The 18,139-nt window shown below is 42.0% G+C and carries 14 protein-coding genes; all 14 read left to right on the top strand.

Annotated features, from left to right (window positions below):
* The first annotated feature begins 129 nt into the window (after positions 1–129).
* The 14 genes from ACNQGS_RS04415 (at position 130) to ACNQGS_RS04350 (ending at position 18,073) form a co-directional block, all read left to right on the top strand.
* The gene (locus tag ACNQGS_RS04415) at positions 130–1,521 is read left to right on the top strand and encodes an FAD-binding oxidoreductase (RefSeq protein WP_491486337.1); all 1,392 of its coding nucleotides are present in this window, start codon (positions 130–132) and stop codon (positions 1,519–1,521) included.
* A complete protein-coding gene (locus ACNQGS_RS04410; protein WP_464494065.1) occupies positions 1,521–2,495 on the top strand; it encodes a bile acid:sodium symporter family protein in 975 nt (324 codons plus the stop codon). The genes ACNQGS_RS04415 and ACNQGS_RS04410 overlap by 1 nt, the downstream gene beginning before the upstream one ends.
* 248 nt (positions 2,496–2,743) lie before the next feature.
* Positions 2,744–3,700: a peptide-methionine (S)-S-oxide reductase MsrA gene (gene msrA / locus ACNQGS_RS04405; RefSeq protein WP_491486292.1), complete on the top strand. Its 957-nt coding sequence runs from the start codon at positions 2,744–2,746 to the stop codon at positions 3,698–3,700.
* 870 nt (positions 3,701–4,570) lie between these two features.
* Positions 4,571–5,263, top strand: a complete 693-nt coding sequence (locus ACNQGS_RS04400; RefSeq protein WP_491486291.1) for a response regulator transcription factor — start codon at positions 4,571–4,573, stop codon at positions 5,261–5,263.
* Positions 5,241–7,469 (top strand): sensor histidine kinase, encoded by a 2,229-nt coding sequence (locus ACNQGS_RS04395; RefSeq protein ID WP_491486290.1) that lies wholly within the window; start codon positions 5,241–5,243, stop codon positions 7,467–7,469. The genes ACNQGS_RS04400 and ACNQGS_RS04395 overlap by 23 nt, the downstream gene beginning before the upstream one ends.
* 37 nt (positions 7,470–7,506) lie before the next feature.
* A complete protein-coding gene (locus tag ACNQGS_RS04390) occupies positions 7,507–8,019 on the top strand; it encodes an RNA polymerase sigma factor (RefSeq protein WP_423802205.1) in 513 nt (170 codons plus the stop codon).
* A gap of 273 nt (positions 8,020–8,292) precedes the next feature.
* On the top strand, positions 8,293–9,564 hold the full coding sequence (locus tag ACNQGS_RS04385) for an allantoate amidohydrolase (protein ID WP_491486289.1): 1,272 nt from the start codon (positions 8,293–8,295) through the stop codon (positions 9,562–9,564).
* The gene (locus tag ACNQGS_RS04380) at positions 9,561–10,817 is read left to right on the top strand and encodes an ArgE/DapE family deacylase (RefSeq protein ID WP_491486288.1); all 1,257 of its coding nucleotides are present in this window, start codon (positions 9,561–9,563) and stop codon (positions 10,815–10,817) included. The genes ACNQGS_RS04385 and ACNQGS_RS04380 overlap by 4 nt, the downstream gene beginning before the upstream one ends.
* A 150-nt stretch (positions 10,818–10,967) precedes the next feature.
* Positions 10,968–11,723, top strand: coding sequence for an IclR family transcriptional regulator (locus ACNQGS_RS04375; RefSeq protein WP_213140218.1), 756 nt, complete (start codon positions 10,968–10,970; stop codon positions 11,721–11,723).
* Between the two features lie 373 nt (positions 11,724–12,096).
* Positions 12,097–12,921 (top strand): transketolase, encoded by an 825-nt coding sequence (locus ACNQGS_RS04370; RefSeq protein WP_464494071.1) that lies wholly within the window; start codon positions 12,097–12,099, stop codon positions 12,919–12,921.
* Positions 12,922–13,869, top strand: coding sequence for a transketolase family protein (locus ACNQGS_RS04365; protein WP_491486287.1), 948 nt, complete (start codon positions 12,922–12,924; stop codon positions 13,867–13,869).
* A gap of 21 nt (positions 13,870–13,890) precedes the next feature.
* The gene (locus ACNQGS_RS04360; protein WP_491486286.1) at positions 13,891–15,342 is read left to right on the top strand and encodes a four-carbon acid sugar kinase family protein; all 1,452 of its coding nucleotides are present in this window, start codon (positions 13,891–13,893) and stop codon (positions 15,340–15,342) included.
* A gap of 1 nt (position 15,343) precedes the next feature.
* Positions 15,344–17,074, top strand: a complete 1,731-nt coding sequence (locus tag ACNQGS_RS04355) for a thiamine pyrophosphate-binding protein (RefSeq protein WP_491486285.1) — start codon at positions 15,344–15,346, stop codon at positions 17,072–17,074.
* Positions 17,075–17,161: 87 nt separating this feature from the next.
* Positions 17,162–18,073: a sugar phosphate isomerase/epimerase family protein gene (locus ACNQGS_RS04350; RefSeq protein WP_491486284.1), complete on the top strand. Its 912-nt coding sequence runs from the start codon at positions 17,162–17,164 to the stop codon at positions 18,071–18,073.
* Positions 18,074–18,139 lie beyond the last annotated feature (66 nt).

Genomic DNA, 18,139 nt, shown 5'->3' with positions numbered 1-18,139 from the left:
TTTTATAATTCAAAATGGTTGATTTTTTCAGACTATTCACTATAATAAATTAAAGGTTGGACCAATTTCAAGTGATTAATAATTGGTATGACCTATTGTTTAGAAATTTAGAGGAATCAGGTGAAAGTAATGTTAACAACCGAAGAATTGGTAGCTTCGCTGAAAAGTGTGTTACCAGCTGAACAAGTATCCATCAATGAAACGATTAGAGAGCAGCATGGCAAGGATGAATCGTATCATACCCCAAGTATGCCGGATGTAGTTGTTTTTCCTGCTTCGACAGAAGAAGTAAGCAAGATAATGAAACTGGCTAGTCAATACAAAGTACCGGTCGTGCCATTTGGAAGAGGTACCAGCTTAGAAGGTCACGTCATTCCATATGAACACGGAATTACGATAGATTTTTCTCTTATGAATAAGGTTTTAGAAGTAAGGGAAAATGATTTCCTCGTGAGAGTACAGCCGGGAGTTACGCGCACCCAATTAAATAAAGAACTCAAAAAATATGGGCTGTTTTTCTCCGTTGACCCGGGAGCGGATGCAACTTTAGGAGGTATGGCAGCAACGAATGCCAGCGGTACGACAGCAGTCAGATATGGAGTAATGCGCGACCAAGTCCGTGATTTAGAGGTTGTTCTTGCAGACGGCACGGTTATACATACGGGTAACTTAGCGGAAAAATCTTCATCCGGCCTGCATTTAAACGGATTGTTTGTCGGGTCTGAAGGAACGCTCGGCTGCTTCACTGAGTTAACGTTGCGTGTCTACGGTATTCCGGAATATGTGATGGCAGCGCGCGCATCATTTCCGTCCGTCCAAGATGCCGTCTCGGCTGTGGTTGGCATTTTACAGGCAGGAATTCCTGTAGCACGAGTGGAGCTTGTCGACGAACCCTCTATGAAACAAGTAAACTTGTTTAACGATACGAATTATAAGGAACAGCCCACTTTGTTTATGGAATTTCACGGAAATGAGGCAGGCTTAAAACAGGACGTGGAATTTATGAAGGAAATCGTCTCCGACTATCATTGTGAAGGCATTGAATACGAAACCGATCAGGCTGCGTTAAACCAGCTATGGGAAGCCCGTCATAATTTGGCCTATGCCTTTATTCACGGTTATCCTGGTAAAAAAATGATGACAACAGATGTTTGTGTACCCATTTCAGATTTGGGAGCAGCCATTGATAACGCAAGAGCAGCTTTAAATAAATTAGATTTGCCAGGAGGCATCGTGGGGCATGTCGGCGATGGCAATTTTCATGCGCTCATCATGATTGATATGAATAACCCTGAAGAAATTAGAAAATCAGAAGAATTCAATGAAGTTATCGTAATCGATGCTCTTGAACGAGGCGGTACTTGTACTGGAGAGCACGGAGTCGGAGTAGGGAAGCAGAAATATCAGGAGCGGGAGCATGGACAAGCGCTGCAGGTGATGGAAAAAATCAAACTAGCACTGGACCCAGAAAACCTCTTGAATCCAAATAAACTTATCAAAGTGAAGCGGGAGTTAGTCTGATGAAAATAATGGAATCTATTAGTTCGATTGCTGGAAAATATTTTGCTGTGTGGGTAATTTTAATTGCTACTATTGCATTTATTGCACCTGCTCCATTTTTAGTGTTCAAAGGTTATATTACGATTTTGTTGGGCGTAGTCATGTTCGGTATGGGTCTAACCTTAAAAGCAGTGGATTTTAAGCTTGTTATCACCAAACCAATCCCGGTTATTATCGGGGTATGTGCCCAATTTATTATCATGCCGGTTACCGCGTTTTTGATTGCCTATTTTATGAATTTACCTGCTGAATTGGCTGCTGGGCTTGTTCTTCTAGGATCCGTCCCAGGCGGAACGGCATCAAACGTCATGGTTTACCTAGCAAAAGGGAATGTTCCACTATCGATTACGATGACATCTATTTCCACACTTTTGGCACCAATCGCAACGCCAGCAATTTTCTTGTTGCTTGGCGGTAAATGGATGCCTGTTGATCCGATGGCGATGTTTATGTCAATCGTTCAAGTCATTATTTTTCCAATTATCTTAGGAATTGTGATTCGGAAATTCCTACCTGGAGTGGTAGAGAAATGTAACTCTGTGTTACCGTTGATTTCAGTTGTTGCGATCATCTTGATTGTATCTGCTGTTGTTTCGGGAAGTGCCGATAGTATCGCATCCGCTGGATTTTTAACCTTTGCTGCAGTAATGATACACAACGCATTTGGTTTGCTCCTTGGCTATTTAACTGGTCTTGTCTTGAAGCTTGATGAGGGGACCCGCAGGGCAATTTCAATCGAAGTCGGTATGCAAAACTCTGGATTGGGTGTGGCACTGGCAACTGCCCATTTTGGACCATTAGCCGCTATCCCAAGTGTTTGCGGCGCCGTTTGGCACAATATTACAGGTCCAATTCTAGCTACGTATTGGTCAAAGAGACCAGCAAATCAGGGGCAAATGAGCAGCGGTCAGGAACAGGAAAAGAAGGCTATTTAATGTAGGAAGGCACCTTTTGGTTTAGGTGCCTTTTCTTTATTTTTTTAGCGGTTGGAAAGTATTTTGTTAAAAGTGGAAAGTAAAGTGGTTAGTTTTGGAAGTAAATGTTTCAAATTGGGAGTAAAAGCCTTAATTCGGAAAGTATTTCTGCATATCCGGAAAATATTGGTTAAAAACGGTAAATTTAAAAACTGTTAGGCCTTTTGATACAATTAATAATTGAAATAAACTCAAGGAGGGAAATCCAAATGTCTCAACAACTTGAAAAGGCAACCTTCGCGGGCGGCTGCTTTTGGTGCATGGTATCGCCGTTTGATGAACAGCCTGGGATTAAAGCGGTCATATCTGGCTACACGGGCGGGCACAAGGAAAATCCCACTTATGATGATGTACGCTCAAATTCAACCGGACACTATGAAGCAGTTCAGATTACGTTTGACCCGACCATTTTCCCTTATGAAAAATTGCTCCAGATTTTTTGGCAGCAAATCGACCCGACTGATGCCGGTGGGCAATTCAGTGACAGAGGGGAGTCTTACAAGACGGCAATTTTTTATCATAATGATAAACAAAGGGAATTGGCTGAAGCATCAAAGGCTGAATTGGAAGTGAGCGGGCGTTTTCAGATGCCAATTGTAACCGATATTCTGCCGGCAGGTCCGTTTTATCCGGCTGAGGATAAACACCAGAATTATTATAAGAAAATACCTTTTCACTATAATCATTATTTCGAAGCTTCAGGACGGGCTAAATTCATACGTGAAAATTGGAAAAAGCGGAAAAGTGACGAGGAGCTTAGGTTGGTATTAACGCCGCTTCAATACGAAGTAACAAAGAATAACGCAACCGAACCACCATTTAAAAATGAGTATTGGGATTATTTAGAGGATGGCATCTATGTTGATATCATTTCGGGAGAACCACTCTTCAGCTCGACAGATAAATATGATGCAGGCTGCGGCTGGCCTAGCTTTACAAGGCCATTACGGCGCATCGAGCTTGAGGAGAGGTTTGACACGTCCCACGGGTTAAGGCGAATTGAGGTTCGCGCGAAAACCTCGGATTCCCACTTAGGACACGTATTCGATGATGGACCCGGCCCTGACCGAGCAAGGTATTGCATAAATTCCGCAGCCCTTCGGTTTGTTCCAAAGGAAAAGCTAGTAGAGGAAGGATACGGCGAGTTTAGGAAATTGTTTGATTAGGTATAATTTCAATTTTAATGCCACAGTACAAGCTGACTGTGGTATTTTTATATTAATAATAGGAAATTATTGGAGGAATAAGCTCTGAAATATTGGCTGATTTTTTTGGCGGACATTATGGTGAAGTATTTGGTCTGGCTTGTTCTTGCAGGAACAGTCTTTATCCCGAAACATAGCGGGGATAGGGAACTCATGGTAGTTATCTATTTTGTTGTTATCTTTTCCTTAATAGTCTCTTTTAAGCTGCTAAAGAAAAGCTCTAATAGATTTCTATTTTGGATATGGTTTTCGCTAATGGCTGCACAAAATGTCCTTTACCATATCTATTCAATAATTAGTTATAAAAACGACCTCACAGGATTTACATTTTTCAAATGGGATTTTCTTCTATGGGAACTCGTGGTTCCTTCATTGGTTTTTATTGTACAGCTCATTTTTTATGTAGTTTATGGAGTGCTGAAGAAATTTGGTAGATTATGATATTTTATAAAAAGTACGAAGCATGAACCAGTAGATGAATTGCCATTCTGCTCGTTAAAAAAGCGCATAACACCCGATGAAGTGTTAATAGCGCCAGAGGAGTTCAATTCTTCACCCTAGTCATTACGAAAATCTCTACAAATGCATATTAATTATTAGCTGTCATGGAGGCAGCTTTTTTTATTGGGTGGTTGAATCAAGGTCTGCAACAAAGAAGAGGTTTATTCTTTGAACGGACACTGCTATTCTAAGAATGATAGATTTTGCAGATTTTCCCTAAATAGGAATAATCATAAAACCTTAAGAAATTCTTAAGATTTATCCTGACTTGAATTTAAGATTTGCTGTTTACGATATAGACATGTTGAAGCAAGAAAGAAGGCGAGAGAAATGAACAATTATTTTGTGCTGGTAGTGGATGATGAAAAGGAAATTCGCGATGCCATCGAAATTTACCTTAAAAATGAAGGGATCATCGTCCTCAAGGCAAAGGATGGGATTGAGGCGCTCGAAATATTAAATGAACACACCGTTCACCTGATTGTCCTTGATGTTATGATGCCTCGGCTGGATGGGATTTCTGCAACCTTTAAAATCCGTGAAAAACAAAATATCCCGATCATTATTTTAAGCGCGAAAAGTGAGGACACAGATAAGATTCTGGGGCTCCAGGTAGGGGCTGACGATTACGTCACAAAACCGTTCAACCCGATGGAGCTTGTCGCCCGCGTGAAATCCCAGCTGCGCAGGTATGTCACATTAGGTACATATGGCGGAATTAAAAAAGTAATCGATTTAAACGGTCTTACCCTAGACCAAGAAGCAAAAGAAGTGACGGTACATGGGGAGCCGGTCAAGCTGACGCCGATAGAGTATAAGATTGTCGAACTGTTAATGACCAATGCCGGCCGGGTCTTTTCCATCGATGAAATTTATGAGCGGGTTTGGAAGGAACCAGGCTACAATGCAGAAAATACAGTGGCTGTTCACATCCGGAAAATCCGTGAAAAAATTGAAATTGATCCGAAGAATCCAAGATTTTTAAAGGTGGTGTGGGGCATTGGCTACAAAATGGAAAAGTAGTGTTCTAATTTATCTCTGGGCATCCCTCTTAACATTTTCGCTAAGTGGAGTTTTAACCTTTTTTACAACGGGAACACAGTACATGAACAGAGACTTTTTTCATACACCAGAATTTCAAAGCAAGCTTGATCAATTCGCAGGATATTTAAGCATGTTTGAGTTAAACGAAACTACGCCTGAAGAGGCAAAAGCCGCGATCACCGTTACGCAAGACGATATAGATGAGCATCGCTTCCGCTATGGTGGTTTAGAACAGCAAAATTCCAACATCCGGGCTCAATATGAATCTCGCATTCAAGATGCTCAAGCAGCGAAAAATGAAGAGGTTGCCAATGCCTTGATAAAGGAAAGAGATGCAAAAATAGAGGACATCAGCAACAATTTTGCCAGCGATGACTGGGTCAGGCCAAAGGTGGTCAAAGAAAAAGAAACGAAAATTGACGAGTATTTTAAGAAAAGAGACCAATTCAAGTATGATTTTTTAAGATACCAAAAAGAATTTACCTACTATTTTAAAGACCCGGAAACCGGAAAAGTTTATAGCAATCAAAATAATGATAATCAGCTTAAACAAAAAGATATGCTTTATTTAACCGATTTTAGCATATCAAATGATTACTTTATTCACTATGGTCCCGGTGGATATGAGGACTTGGCCGATGTGTTAGGAGTCAACACAAGAAAAACACTTGAAGGCCAAATCGGAATTCCCAAAACCCTTTCTGCATCGTCCCCTCTGATGGAGCAGTACAAGGATTTTAAACGCAATCAGCTCATTATCCTGAGTTACTGCTTGGCAGGCATTTTTGGCTTGCTGTTAAGCCTTTATTTTTCAAAAAAAATGACGGCTGTAAATGCGCAAGTGGAAAGCTGGCGGCCTATCTATAATAAGCTTCCGATTGATATTAGAGTGGGCCTATTTCTGATCACCGCCCTATTGTCCATAATATTTATCTTTCTAGTCAATGACAATTTTTATAATATCTATAACAATCTTTATATATTAGCAAGCGAAATCGTATTCGCCTTGCTTGGGACCGCCATTTTTGTGGCTATCACCCATGTGCAGCGTAAATTTTTACAGATGGATCTGAAAAGTTGGACTCATGTGAAAGAAGAATGGAAGAAGAGTTTATCGGTAAAAACATGGCAGGGCGGCAAAAAGGTTTTCAAAAGCGTCCGTGCGGCCTTAGTCGAAGCGTTTCTTGATCAAAGCACAGGAACGCAGGTGTTCATTCTGCTTGCTGGGGTGTTTTTCATTGGTGCGGCGGCGTTGATGGTGGCGATGAATCCTATATTTGTTATCTTGTATATTTTTCTGTTAGCAGGCGCAGGGTTTCCACTTGGAATGTATTTGGTCAAAAAAGTGGGTTATTTTAATCGGATTGTCCAAAAAACAAATGAGCTGGCGGCTGGAAAACTTGGGGAGGACCTTGATGTAACCGGGAAATCCGTTTTGGCTACATTGGCAAGCAATATTAACGTCCTGAAGCAGGGTGTGAAGCACTCACAGTCCGAGCAGGCCAAGAGTGAACGATTAAAAACGGAACTTATTACCAACGTCAGCCATGATCTTAGGACGCCTCTGACCTCCATCATTACATATACGGAATTATTAAAGGGCAATGATGTATCGGAGGAGGAAAAATCAGCATACCTGGAAATAATTGACCGAAAATCAAAGCGATTAAAGGTGCTGATCGATGACTTGTTTGAGGTTTCAAAAATGGCAAGCGGCAGTGTTGAGTTGGTAAAGGAAAAAGTGGATCTCGACCAGCTATTGCAGCAGGCCCTCGCAGAATATGATGAAACGATTCGTTCATCCAGCCTGCAATTCCGGGTTAACCAAGCAGGGCAGCCGATTTATGCCCTTGTCGACGGCCAGAAGCTGTGGAGAGTTTTTGATAACTTAATTGGCAATATCCTGAAATATTCGCATGAAAATACTCGTGTCTATATTTCAATTAAAACTGTGGAACACCAAGCCCTCATCACGTTTAAAAATGTCTCCAAATATGAACTGAGCGATAATGTCGATGAGTTGTATGAACGCTTCAAGCGCGGCGATACCTCCCGCCATACCGACGGGTCTGGACTCGGTCTTGCCATTGTCAAATCAATTATCGACCTGCATGATGGGAAATTGGATATTGAAGCAGACGGCGATTTATTTAAGGTGATTATTACTTTGCGGCTTGCGGATTAAACGCAGGAAAAAAATAGCGTTAGAAAGGGAAAGGGAGATGGAACTTGATTTCACAGAGCTTTATTCGCTCTATTATAAACGGTTGTTTGTGATTAGCTATTCCATTACGAGGGACCGGTTTCACGCCGAAGATGTCGTTCAAGAAACGTTCATTAAAGCGTTGAATAAGGCGGGAACGATTGAGGAGCAAGGGAAAATGGGAGCTTGGCTAGCGGTGATTGCAGCCAGAACTGCCATTGATTTTATCAGACGAGAGAAAAGAAAAAAAGCTGTCCCTTTTGAACACGATTTTCTGGAACTGATGGGCAAAGAAACAAAACAGAATGTAGAGCAGGAAGTAGAGACAGGTTTGCTTTTTGAAGAGATCAATGAGGCAATTGGGACACTGCCATATGAGCAGCAGGAGTTACTGATGCTTAAGTTCACAAAAGGTTTAAAAGAAGAGGAAATTGCAAATATACTCCAATTGAACCCCAATACGGTAAAAACAAAGATCTACCGGGTCAGAAAAAAACTAAAGCTATTGGTTTTTGAAACGAAAATTGCATAAATTAATGCCGCTGTCGATGATGGCGGTGTTTTTTTTGCCTAAAAGTTTGATAGTTCTCAACAGTAAATAAACCCCATTTTTCTGTAGCAAAAAGGAAATTATGGAATCAAATAGAATAATAATATTAACATTTAAATCACCATTTTTATTTAAAATTAGTTATCTGAAAAATCTTGCTATTTTAATTTTGTGATGATAAAATAAAGTCACGAACAATATGAAACGAGGTTTTGTAATAAGCAACGAAAATTAACCAGACAAGGGGTGATTTGTTTGGAGATAAAAAAAGGACAGATTTGTGGCCAAAGAATATCACAAAGGCTGGAGGATTTAGCTGAAATCTCTGAAACAAAAAATGGGGTAACGAGACTATCATTTACAAAAGAGTTTCAAAGAGGCCAAGATTTGGTGAAAAAATGGATGAGTGATGCCGGCATGAAGGTTCGTGTCGACAATCTCAATAATATAATTGGCCGCTACGAAGGTGCAAAACCAAACGCACCAGCGTTAATGATTGGCTCCCATCTAGATACCGTTATTAACGGTGGAAAATATGACGGGATGTTAGGTGTTATTGCAGGAATCGAAATTGTTCAGGTACTTTATGAAAATGACACACGGCTGGACCACCCAATCGAGGTCATCGGCTTTAGCGATGAAGAGGGGGTCAGATTTCACTCCACCTTCCTTGGAAGCAAAGCCATCGCCGGAACCTTTTCTCCACAAACATTAGAGCTTACAGATGAAACAGGTATCACCCTGGCAAGTTCTCTTGAGGAATTGGGCTTAGAACCGTATCAATACAAATCAGCCGCAAGACATGCAAATGATGTTCTTGGTTACATAGAACTTCATATTGAACAAGGTCCTGTACTAGAAAAAGAAGGCCTTCCATGTGGAGTGGTAACAGGAATAGCCGGGGCCTCCAGGTTTTCTTTTAAAGTTACTGGTTTTGCTGGTCATGCGGGAACCGTGCCCCTCGACCTTCGCAGGGATGCTCTTTCTGGAGCGGCAGAAATCATTTTAGCAATAGAAAAATTAGCTAAAGAAAACGCGCCGATTGTCGCAACTGTCGGAAAGCTTCAGGTAAATCCGGGGGCAAGCAATGTCATCCCAGGGGAAGTGACAGGAACGCTTGATATTCGTGATACCGATGCAGTCCGAAAATCAAGGGTGATTGACGAAATTCTTCATGCCGCGAACACCATCTGCCAGAAACGCAATCTCTCTTTCCAGGTTGAAAAAATAATGGAAACCGACCCTACACTATGTGACGCAAACATTATCGCTGCCATTGAATCGTCTATTCTCTCAAATGGGATGAGGACCATTTCTTTAATAAGCGGAGCAGGTCATGACGCCATGGCGATGGCAGATCTTACAAAGGTAGGAATGATATTCGTCCGCTGCAAAGAAGGAATCAGCCATAACCCTGCTGAATTCGCAGCCGTAAAAGACATTGAAATGGGTGCCAAAGTCTTGCTGGATACTGTGATCCAATTAACAGTTAAAAATTCAAATATGGAAAAGGAGAAAGTAAATTGAAAACAAACACATTAAGTGCAGAGAAGCAGCAATTAATCAATTATATTGAGGAAAACCAGGCTGAACTAATTAAGTTTTTGCAAGAGCTTGTTTCAATCCCCTCCGATAATCCCCCAGGAGATTGCCAAGCAATTGCTGAACATATCTATAAGCGCCTTGATGACTTTGGATTGGAAAACGTATCACTTAATGAAGTAGAAGAAGAAAAAGTGAAGGCAGTTGGAATGATTAGAGCATCCAATGTGGTCGCATACTCCACGTTCGGAAGCGGCGAAGGTCCTGAAATTACCCTAAATTCTCATGGTGACGTAGTGCCACCGGGACTTGGCTGGACCCAAGATCCGTACGGCGGTAACGTGGTCGATGGAAAAATGTATGGCCGTGGCGTTGCTGTGTCAAAATCGGACATTGCTTCCTATACATTTGCTGTTCTAGCTTTAAGAAAGCTGCAGGCTAACCTAAAGGGCAAAATTTCTCTTGCGTTCACTTTCGATGAAGAAACTGGCGGTGACATTGGGCCAAAATGGCTGCTTGATAAAGGACTAATTAACCCGGATATGGCAATTTGCCCAGGATTCACTTATTCGTTGGTGAATGCCCATAACGGCTGTCTTCATCTGGAAGTGAAATTGAAGGGGAAATCTGCCCATGCTGCTGAACCGCAATATGGCCACGACGCCCTTGAAGCCATGACCGGTGTATTAAGTGCATTATACGAATACAGAAAAGGTTTTTCAAAAATTAAATCAAATGTCCCTGGAATCGATTCTCCTAATCTCGTAGTAGGGTTAATTTCTGGCGGCATTAATACAAACGTGGTACCAGATGAGGCGACCATCCGCATTGACAGACGGCTTATTCCAGAGGAAAATCCTCAGGTTGCTGAGCTTGAAATTCGTAACGTCATTGCTGAAGCACTGGAAAGCTATGCAGGGGTGGAGGCATACATCAACCAAATTCTGCTGGCGCGCGCTTTCGGGCCGGTCCCAGTTGATTCTCCTTTAGTACAATCAATTTCTACTAACTGGACAACAATTATGGGTGGAGAACTGCCGGTGAACGGAGTGCCATTATATACGGATGCCCGTCATTTTTATGAAGCAGGCATTCCTGTCGTCCTCTTTGGAGCCGGTCCGCGTACACTCCTTGAGGCTAATGGACATCGTGCTGACGAGCATATTAAAGTGGACGATCTGTTAAAATCGACCAAAATTGTCACATTAGCTTTATATGATTTATTAACTCAACAATAATAGGGATATTGAAAGGGTATTCTTCATTTGAGAATATCCTTTCTTCGTTTAAAAATATAGTGATATAATGAGAACAGAATAGATTCTATGAAAAGTACAGCATTTGATTCTCCTTATAAATATTAATAGCAAAGATAGAGGGGTCGGAACATGGTACAATCAATTGATAGAGCCTTAACCATTGTTAACTATGTCAGTTCACAGAAGGGCGGTTTAGGTGTAACGGAGCTGGCCGAAAAATTAGGATTAAATAAAAGTTCTATATTTCGGATTTTAGCCACCCTTGCCTCCCACGGCTACATTGAACAGGACCCAGATACGAAGAAGTATAAATTAGGTTATAAATATTTGGAATTGAGTGCCAAGCTGTTAGATTCCATTGATATTCGAAAAGAAGCAAAGCCATTTTTGCAAGAATTGGTAGATCTATCAAATGAAGTGATTCATTTAATCATTTATTCACAAAAAGAAGCGGTCTATATTGAAAAATTAGAGGGCAGTGAAACATTGCGAATGCACTCGCAGGTTGGCAGACGTGTTCCTATGCATTGCACCAGTGCTGGGAAAGTTTTATTGGCATATTTGCCGACTGAAGAGGTCATGGATATGATCGAGGAAAAGGGGCTGCCAAAACACACAGACAACACGATAACGGACCAAGACGAATTATTGGATATTCTGGAAAAAATCCGTAAAAAGGGCTATGGGGTAGAGCGGGAAGAAAATGAACCTGGTGTTACTTGTATGGCTGCGCCAATCTTTAATCATCTTGGAAATGTGATTGGTGCCGTAAGTATTTCCGGTCCTTCCATGAGAATGACGGAAGCTAGGCTGGATGAACTAAAGGACAAGTTAATTGAAGTCGGTTCATCGATTTCAAGACGCCTTGGGTATAAAGGAGAATAAGTGAAAAAAAGACATGACTCCAGGCGAGCATGTCTTTTTACATTAACGTGAGAAGACATTGTTTTGCGAGAAACATGACTTTTTTTGTCGAAAGAATAATTAGAAAATTCATAAAAAGGCTATTGAAAACATTTTAAAGCGATGTTATGATTTCTTTAAATAAAACATATTAGAAACGCAGTTTCATAATAAGCAACGTTAAGTTGAGATGTGTTAAAATAATTAATTGCTCTTTTTTTTAAGTATTAAAAGAAACGGCGTTCCTTAATAAGCAACCAAACAGGAGGAGCGGCCCGAAAAAGATGGCATAATTATTTTTTTGCACATTAAAAGAAACTGGGTTTCATAATAAGCAACAAAGGAGGAAGGAATAATGCAGCTTGAATCTAACCGTAAAGAATATTTACAGGAATTAACGAAAACAATCCGCCGTCATATTGTCAAAATGACCCATCATGCGGGTAGTGGGCATCCAGGTGGATCTTTATCAGCAACCGAATTATTAACAGATTTATTTTTTGAACATATGAATGTCGACCCAAATGAGCCTGATTGGGAGGAAAGGGATGTATTCTTCTTATCCAAGGGGCACTGTACACCAGTTTATTATTCAGTTTTGGCCGAAAAAGGGTTCTTCCCAGTTGAAGAACTGATGACCTTCCGAGATGTGGACGGCCGCCTTCATGGCCACCCATGCGGTGAGCATATCCCAGGGGTTGATGCATCATCTGGTTCACTAGGGCAGGGGCTGTCGTTAGCCAACGGAGTAGCAATGGCTGCCAAACTTGATGGCAAGCCAAGAAGAGCCTACGTGATGATTGGTGATGGCGAGTCACAGGAAGGGCAAGTTTGGGAAGCAGCAATGACAACAGCCCACTTTAATTTGGATAATGTTTGCGCGATTATCGACTGGAACAAAATCCAGCTGGATGATTACGTAGAAAACATAAAAGGCATGAAGGATTTCAAAGCCAAGTGGGAAGCATTCGGCTGGCATGTGATCGAAATTGACGGTCATAACCTTGAAGACGTCCATTCAGCGTTCGAACAGGCGAAGACGGTGAAAGGAAAGCCGACGGCCATTCTGGCGCACACGGTGAAGGGAAAAGGAATCTCATTTATGGAGAATACCCACAAGTGGCACGGGTTAGCTCCAAATGATGAGGAACTAGAATTGGCACTAAAGGAGTTGGTTTAAATGGCAATACAAAAAGCACCACGCGAAGGCTTTAGCGAAGCATTAATAAGACTTGGACATCAACATGAAGATTTGGTTGTACTTGATGCAGACTGTGCTAAATCCAATATGACAAATTTTTTCAAGGATCAATTTCCAAACCGATTCTTTAATGTCGGGATATCTGAATGCGACTTAGTCGGGACGGCAGCTGGATTGGCCATTGGTGGGAAAATCCCCTTTGCCAATGCTTACGCCAACTTTTTAACAGGCCGTGCCTATGACCAAATGCGGATTTCAGTATGCTACTCGAACAATAATGTGAAAATTGTCGGCCATAATGCTGGAACATCGGCTGCACAGGAAGGAGCGACACACCTGCCGCTTGAAGATATTTCGCTTATGCGGTCCTTACCAAGAATGACGGTGATTGTTCCAGCTGATTCCCTGGAAATGGAAAAGGCGGTAGAAGCAGCATATTACCATGAAGGTCCGGTTTACTTACGGGTTGGGAAGCTGCCTGTTCCAATTGTCACGAAAAAAGAAGACCGTTTCCAAATCGGAAAAGCAATGAAATACCGTGACGGGAACGATGTCACTTTAATCAGTACAGGAATCATGCTTGATGAAACTTTTAAGGCAGCCGAAGCGCTTGGCAAAAAAGGGATTCAAGCAGATGTCCTGCACATCCACACGATTAAACCAATAGATGTTGAAGCGATTGCGACCTCTGCTGCTAAGACAAAGAGGGTCGTAACAATAGAAGAGCATTCCATAATCGGCGGATTAGGAAGCGCTGTGGCGGAGGTCCTTTCCGAACATTGCCCAGTGCCATTAAAACGGATTGGCACACAGGACCGCTTCGGAGTATCCGGTAAAATGCATGAGCTTTTGGATTTCTTCGAACTAAGAGCAGCGCGCATTACTGCAACTGCGGAAAAACTGGTCGATTCAGCATTAATCAAATAGACCTAGGAGGTGGCGTCGGCCTTGACAACCAAAACCGATATGATTTTTCAAGAAATAATCAGCAATTCTTCCACCTTACAGGGGGACACCCCGTTAAGGAAGACCATCTTTTCCAAGCTGAAAGAATTAAATCATAAGCTAATTGTTCTAGATGATGACCCAACAGGAGTCCAGACAGTCCATGATGTTTCCGTTATCACAGATTGGGATAAACGCTGGATTCGTAAAGGTCTCGAGGAGGATACACAAGTTCTCTATATTTTAACGAATACAAGAAGCTATGAGCCTGAAAAAGCCGCCAGAATCAATACAGAAATTATTGAAAACTTAGCGGTGGTGTCTAAGGAATTGAATGTATCCTTCACGATCATCAGCCGGAGCGACTCAACTTTACGCGGCCATTATCCATTAGAAATTTCCGTTTTGGAAAAAGCACTGACCGAAAAGCTGGACTGGAACATTGATGGGCACCTTATCATACCAGCCTTTTTCGAAGGGAATCGATATACAGTCGATAATACTCATTATCTTTTGGTCAATCAAAATCTGGTTCCGGTGAACAATACAGAATTCGCCAAGGATGCAGTATTTGGCTACTCAACCGCTTATCTGCCGGATTATGTACAGGAGAAATCGGAAGGACAGTTTACTTCGGACCAGGTATTATCCATTTCCATTGAAGATATTCGCTGCGGCGGTGTCGATCAAGTTTTTTCAATTTTAGATAAAGCTTCCGGCAATGTGCCAATTGTGGTGAACGCTATCAATTATCAGGATTTGGATGTCGTTTCTCTGGCGCTGTTAAAGGCCATTGAAGGAGGGAAGCACTTCCTGTTTAGGACCGCCGCCTCCTTAGTAAAGTCATTAGGTGGGTTTTCCCATAAACCATATCTTGAAGCAAAGGAAATGGCTCGAGGATCTGACGGTAAGAATTTTGGCGGATTACTGGTAGTAGGCTCCCATACTAAATTGACCACAGAGCAGCTTTCCGACTTAGTTTCGGAGGTTCATATAAGACCAATTGAATTGAATGTGGAAATGATTTTAGAAAAGAACCAAAGACAAGGAGAAATTGAAAGGGCCGCCAAATTACTAGAAGCCTCCATTAAAAATGGTGACAATACAGTACTTTACACAAGCAGAACTGTTATCAAAGCGGTAAGCAAGGAGGAGAATTTACAGTATAGTCAGATCATCTCCCAAGCTCTAGTAGAATTAGTCCACTCCTTAACAGTAAAACCAAAATTCATTATGGCAAAAGGGGGGATCACCTCCAGTGATATTGCTACGAGCGGTTTAGGAATTAAGAAGGCTAAAATACTCGGCCAGGCGGCTGCAGGGGTTCCTGTTTTACTCACAGGAGAAGAAGCGAAAATTAAAAATACAACTTATATTGTGTTTCCAGGGAATGTAGGTCAGAAAAATACGATTACGGAAATATTTAAAAAAATAGACAGTGAACTGGGGGATTAACATGGCAAAACAAAAAATGACCGCTGCTGAAGCAATTGCAGCTTATCTAGTTCGAAAAGGCGTGGATCAATTATATGGTGTACCAGGGGCTGCAATTCTTCCATTGTATGATGCGATTCGTGAGAAGACAAACATAAAATCTTATGTTGTCCGTCACGAGCAAACAGCAGCGTTTATGGCAGACGGCTATTCTCGGGCAACTGGCAAGGTTGGTGTATGTGCGGCCACTTCTGGTCCTGGGGGAACAAACTTCCTGACTGGACTATATGGAGCATGGATGGATTCCATCCCAATGATTGCATTTACAGGACAGCAAAAATCTACACTTATTGGAACAATGCAGTTCCAGGAAGCGCCAATTTGCGAAATGGCGAAGCCGGTCTGTAAAGCAGTCTACCAATTAACAGACGGCAAAGACGCAGCAAAAATGATTCATGAAGCATGGACCACTGCAACAACCGGAAGAAAGGGTCCGGTCTTAATTGACCTTCCTATCAATACGCAAAAGGTTGAACTTGAAGTGGATTGGGATGAGTTTGTGGATGAGCCAGAGGTACTGCCTTCTGCATCTAAGGAGGAACTCTATGAAGTTCTAAACCTATTAAAGGATGCCAAAAAACCTGTTCTTATTTCCGGAGGCGGAGTAAACCTTGCAAATGCCACGGAAGAGCTAAAGGAACTGGCAGAAACATTGCAAATCCCTGTGGTTACAACTGGAATGGGAATGGATACTTTCCCGAACGATCATCCGCTGTTTGCCGGAAGAATGGGTACAATGCTAGATACACCATACGGAAATATGACCATCTTAAATTCGGATCTGATCATTAATCTGGGCGGCCGTTTTGCAGACCGCAGCACCGGCACAGTGGATGTTTTTAAGCGCGATGCAAAAATTATCCACATTAACCTGGATCCTAAAGAACTTGGCAAAACCGTACAGACGGAGCTTGGAATCGTTTCCGATGTGAAATCCTTCATGGCGGGCTTATCTGAGGTTTATAAATCTTTGGATGTGGGCATCGCGGCAGCGGTTGAACCAGGCATTAAGAAGCTTGATTTAACCGAGGAAAGAAAGAAGTATGCTCGTAAACAAGATTATGATACACTTCCGATTCGTCCGGAACGCGCCCTGAAAGAGCTTCGCGAATTCTTAGACCGTGATGCTTTTGCATCTCATGACTGCGGAATCAGCCAAATTTGGTCCTGTCAGTTGTTTGAAACTTATGTTCCACGCAGCTATTTATTAACAGGCGGCGCAGGTACGATGGGCTGGGGATTAGGGGCTGCTATGGCAGCGAAGCTTGCCTTCCCGGAGCGTCAAAGTGTCAATATTCTTGGCGACGGAAGTCTTGGAATGTCCCTGCAGGATCTTGCCACTGCCGCTAAGCATGAAATTCCGGTAATCGTTTTCGTTATGAATAATTCATTACTTGGATTGATTCGCCAGCAACAAAATTGGTTTTATGATGAGCGTGATATCTCTACAGACCTGGTTTACAAAAATGAACTTTGCGACAATGAAGAGCGCGGTATTGATTTTGTGAAAACCGCTGCCGGAATGGGCGTCCGCGGGGAACTTGTTACCCACTATGATGACATTAAACCAGCATTGCAGCGAGCGGTGGACAGCGGCAAACCATACCTGATTGAAGTGGTTGTCGACCCAACGGCAGTTTGCGGGTTCTCTAATAACGGTAGTTTAACTGGCTTTGAATATTCTAACAAATAATCAATCTATAAAAAAAGGAAAAAGGAGCAGCGGTCTCTTTTTTCCTTTGTGGAAGGGGGAAGTTCCGGATTTATTCCGGTATTGCATATGAAAACAGATCTTCAACATTTTATGCAGGTTGGTATTGTTCACTTTATGGCCTATCCGGAAGCCATGAAGGGTGAGGGGGAAATTTCAGACACAGTTCGGAAAATCGTCACGGATGACTTTTTTTCAGGTATTGAAGTAACAAGGGTCAATGATTCTGCAGAAAGACAAAAGGTTGCTTCCCTATTGAAATCCGGGCGGCTGGCCGTTGGTTTTGGTGCCCAGCCGATACTGCTTAGCAATAAAGGCGATTTGAACTCGTTTGACCCGGAAAAACGGAAAGCGGCAATTGATCTTGTCAAGGCCGGGATTGATCAAGCCTATGAGTTGAATGCTTCGAAATTAGGATTCTTAAGCGGTCCTAAACCAGATAAGGATATGGATAGAGCCCTCCAATTGCTTACTGAATCGATAATTGAATTATCCCAGTATGCTAGACAGAAGGGTAATCTAGTACTCTCATTAGAAACCTTTGATGATGAAACCGATAAAAAATGCCTAATTGGACCAAATCATTTGGCGGTTGAAATTGCGAAGGAAGTAAGAAAAGTAGACCCAAGCTTTGGCTTAATGCTGGATTTGAGCCATCTTCCGATGCAGCGGGAAACCTCAAAGGATGCCTTAACCATTGCCCGTGATTATATTAATCACGCTCATATCGGCAATTGCTATATTAAGGATAAAAATGATCCTGCCTATGGTGACCAACATCCTCGATTCGGCTACCCGGGAAGTGAGAATGACGTCGAGGAATTAACGGAATATTTAAGAATGCTATTAGAAATAGGTTACATCGGGGAAGGGTCTAGAAATGTGGTCGCATTTGAGGTAAAACCGGTTGGAAATGAGGATTCCGATGCGATTATTGCACAGTCGAAACGAACCTTAATCCAAGCATGGGCACGGCTCTAAATCCATCTATTTTATTAGGAATGATTCCTCTCCCGTATTCATACATTTTCGGGAGAGGATGAAATA

The sequence above is a fragment of the Neobacillus sp. PVCKKU3 genome (assembly GCF_058323225.1).
This window is presented reverse-complemented; position numbering and strand designations above follow the sequence as displayed.

Coding starts and splice junctions, on each gene's coding strand:
- ACNQGS_RS04350 (WP_491486284.1), top strand. CDS start 17,162: ATGAAAACAGATCTTCAACATTTTATGCAGGTTGGTATTGTTCACTTT.
- ACNQGS_RS04410 (WP_464494065.1), top strand. CDS start 1,521: ATGAAAATAATGGAATCTATTAGTTCGATTGCTGGAAAATATTTTGCT.
- ACNQGS_RS04375 (WP_213140218.1), top strand. CDS start 10,968: ATGGTACAATCAATTGATAGAGCCTTAACCATTGTTAACTATGTCAGT.
- ACNQGS_RS04400 (WP_491486291.1), top strand. CDS start 4,571: ATGAACAATTATTTTGTGCTGGTAGTGGATGATGAAAAGGAAATTCGC.
- ACNQGS_RS04370 (WP_464494071.1), top strand. CDS start 12,097: ATGCAGCTTGAATCTAACCGTAAAGAATATTTACAGGAATTAACGAAA.
- ACNQGS_RS04415 (WP_491486337.1), top strand. CDS start 130: ATGTTAACAACCGAAGAATTGGTAGCTTCGCTGAAAAGTGTGTTACCA.
- ACNQGS_RS04355 (WP_491486285.1), top strand. CDS start 15,344: ATGGCAAAACAAAAAATGACCGCTGCTGAAGCAATTGCAGCTTATCTA.
- msrA (WP_491486292.1), top strand. CDS start 2,744: ATGTCTCAACAACTTGAAAAGGCAACCTTCGCGGGCGGCTGCTTTTGG.
- ACNQGS_RS04390 (WP_423802205.1), top strand. CDS start 7,507: ATGGAACTTGATTTCACAGAGCTTTATTCGCTCTATTATAAACGGTTG.
- ACNQGS_RS04365 (WP_491486287.1), top strand. CDS start 12,922: ATGGCAATACAAAAAGCACCACGCGAAGGCTTTAGCGAAGCATTAATA.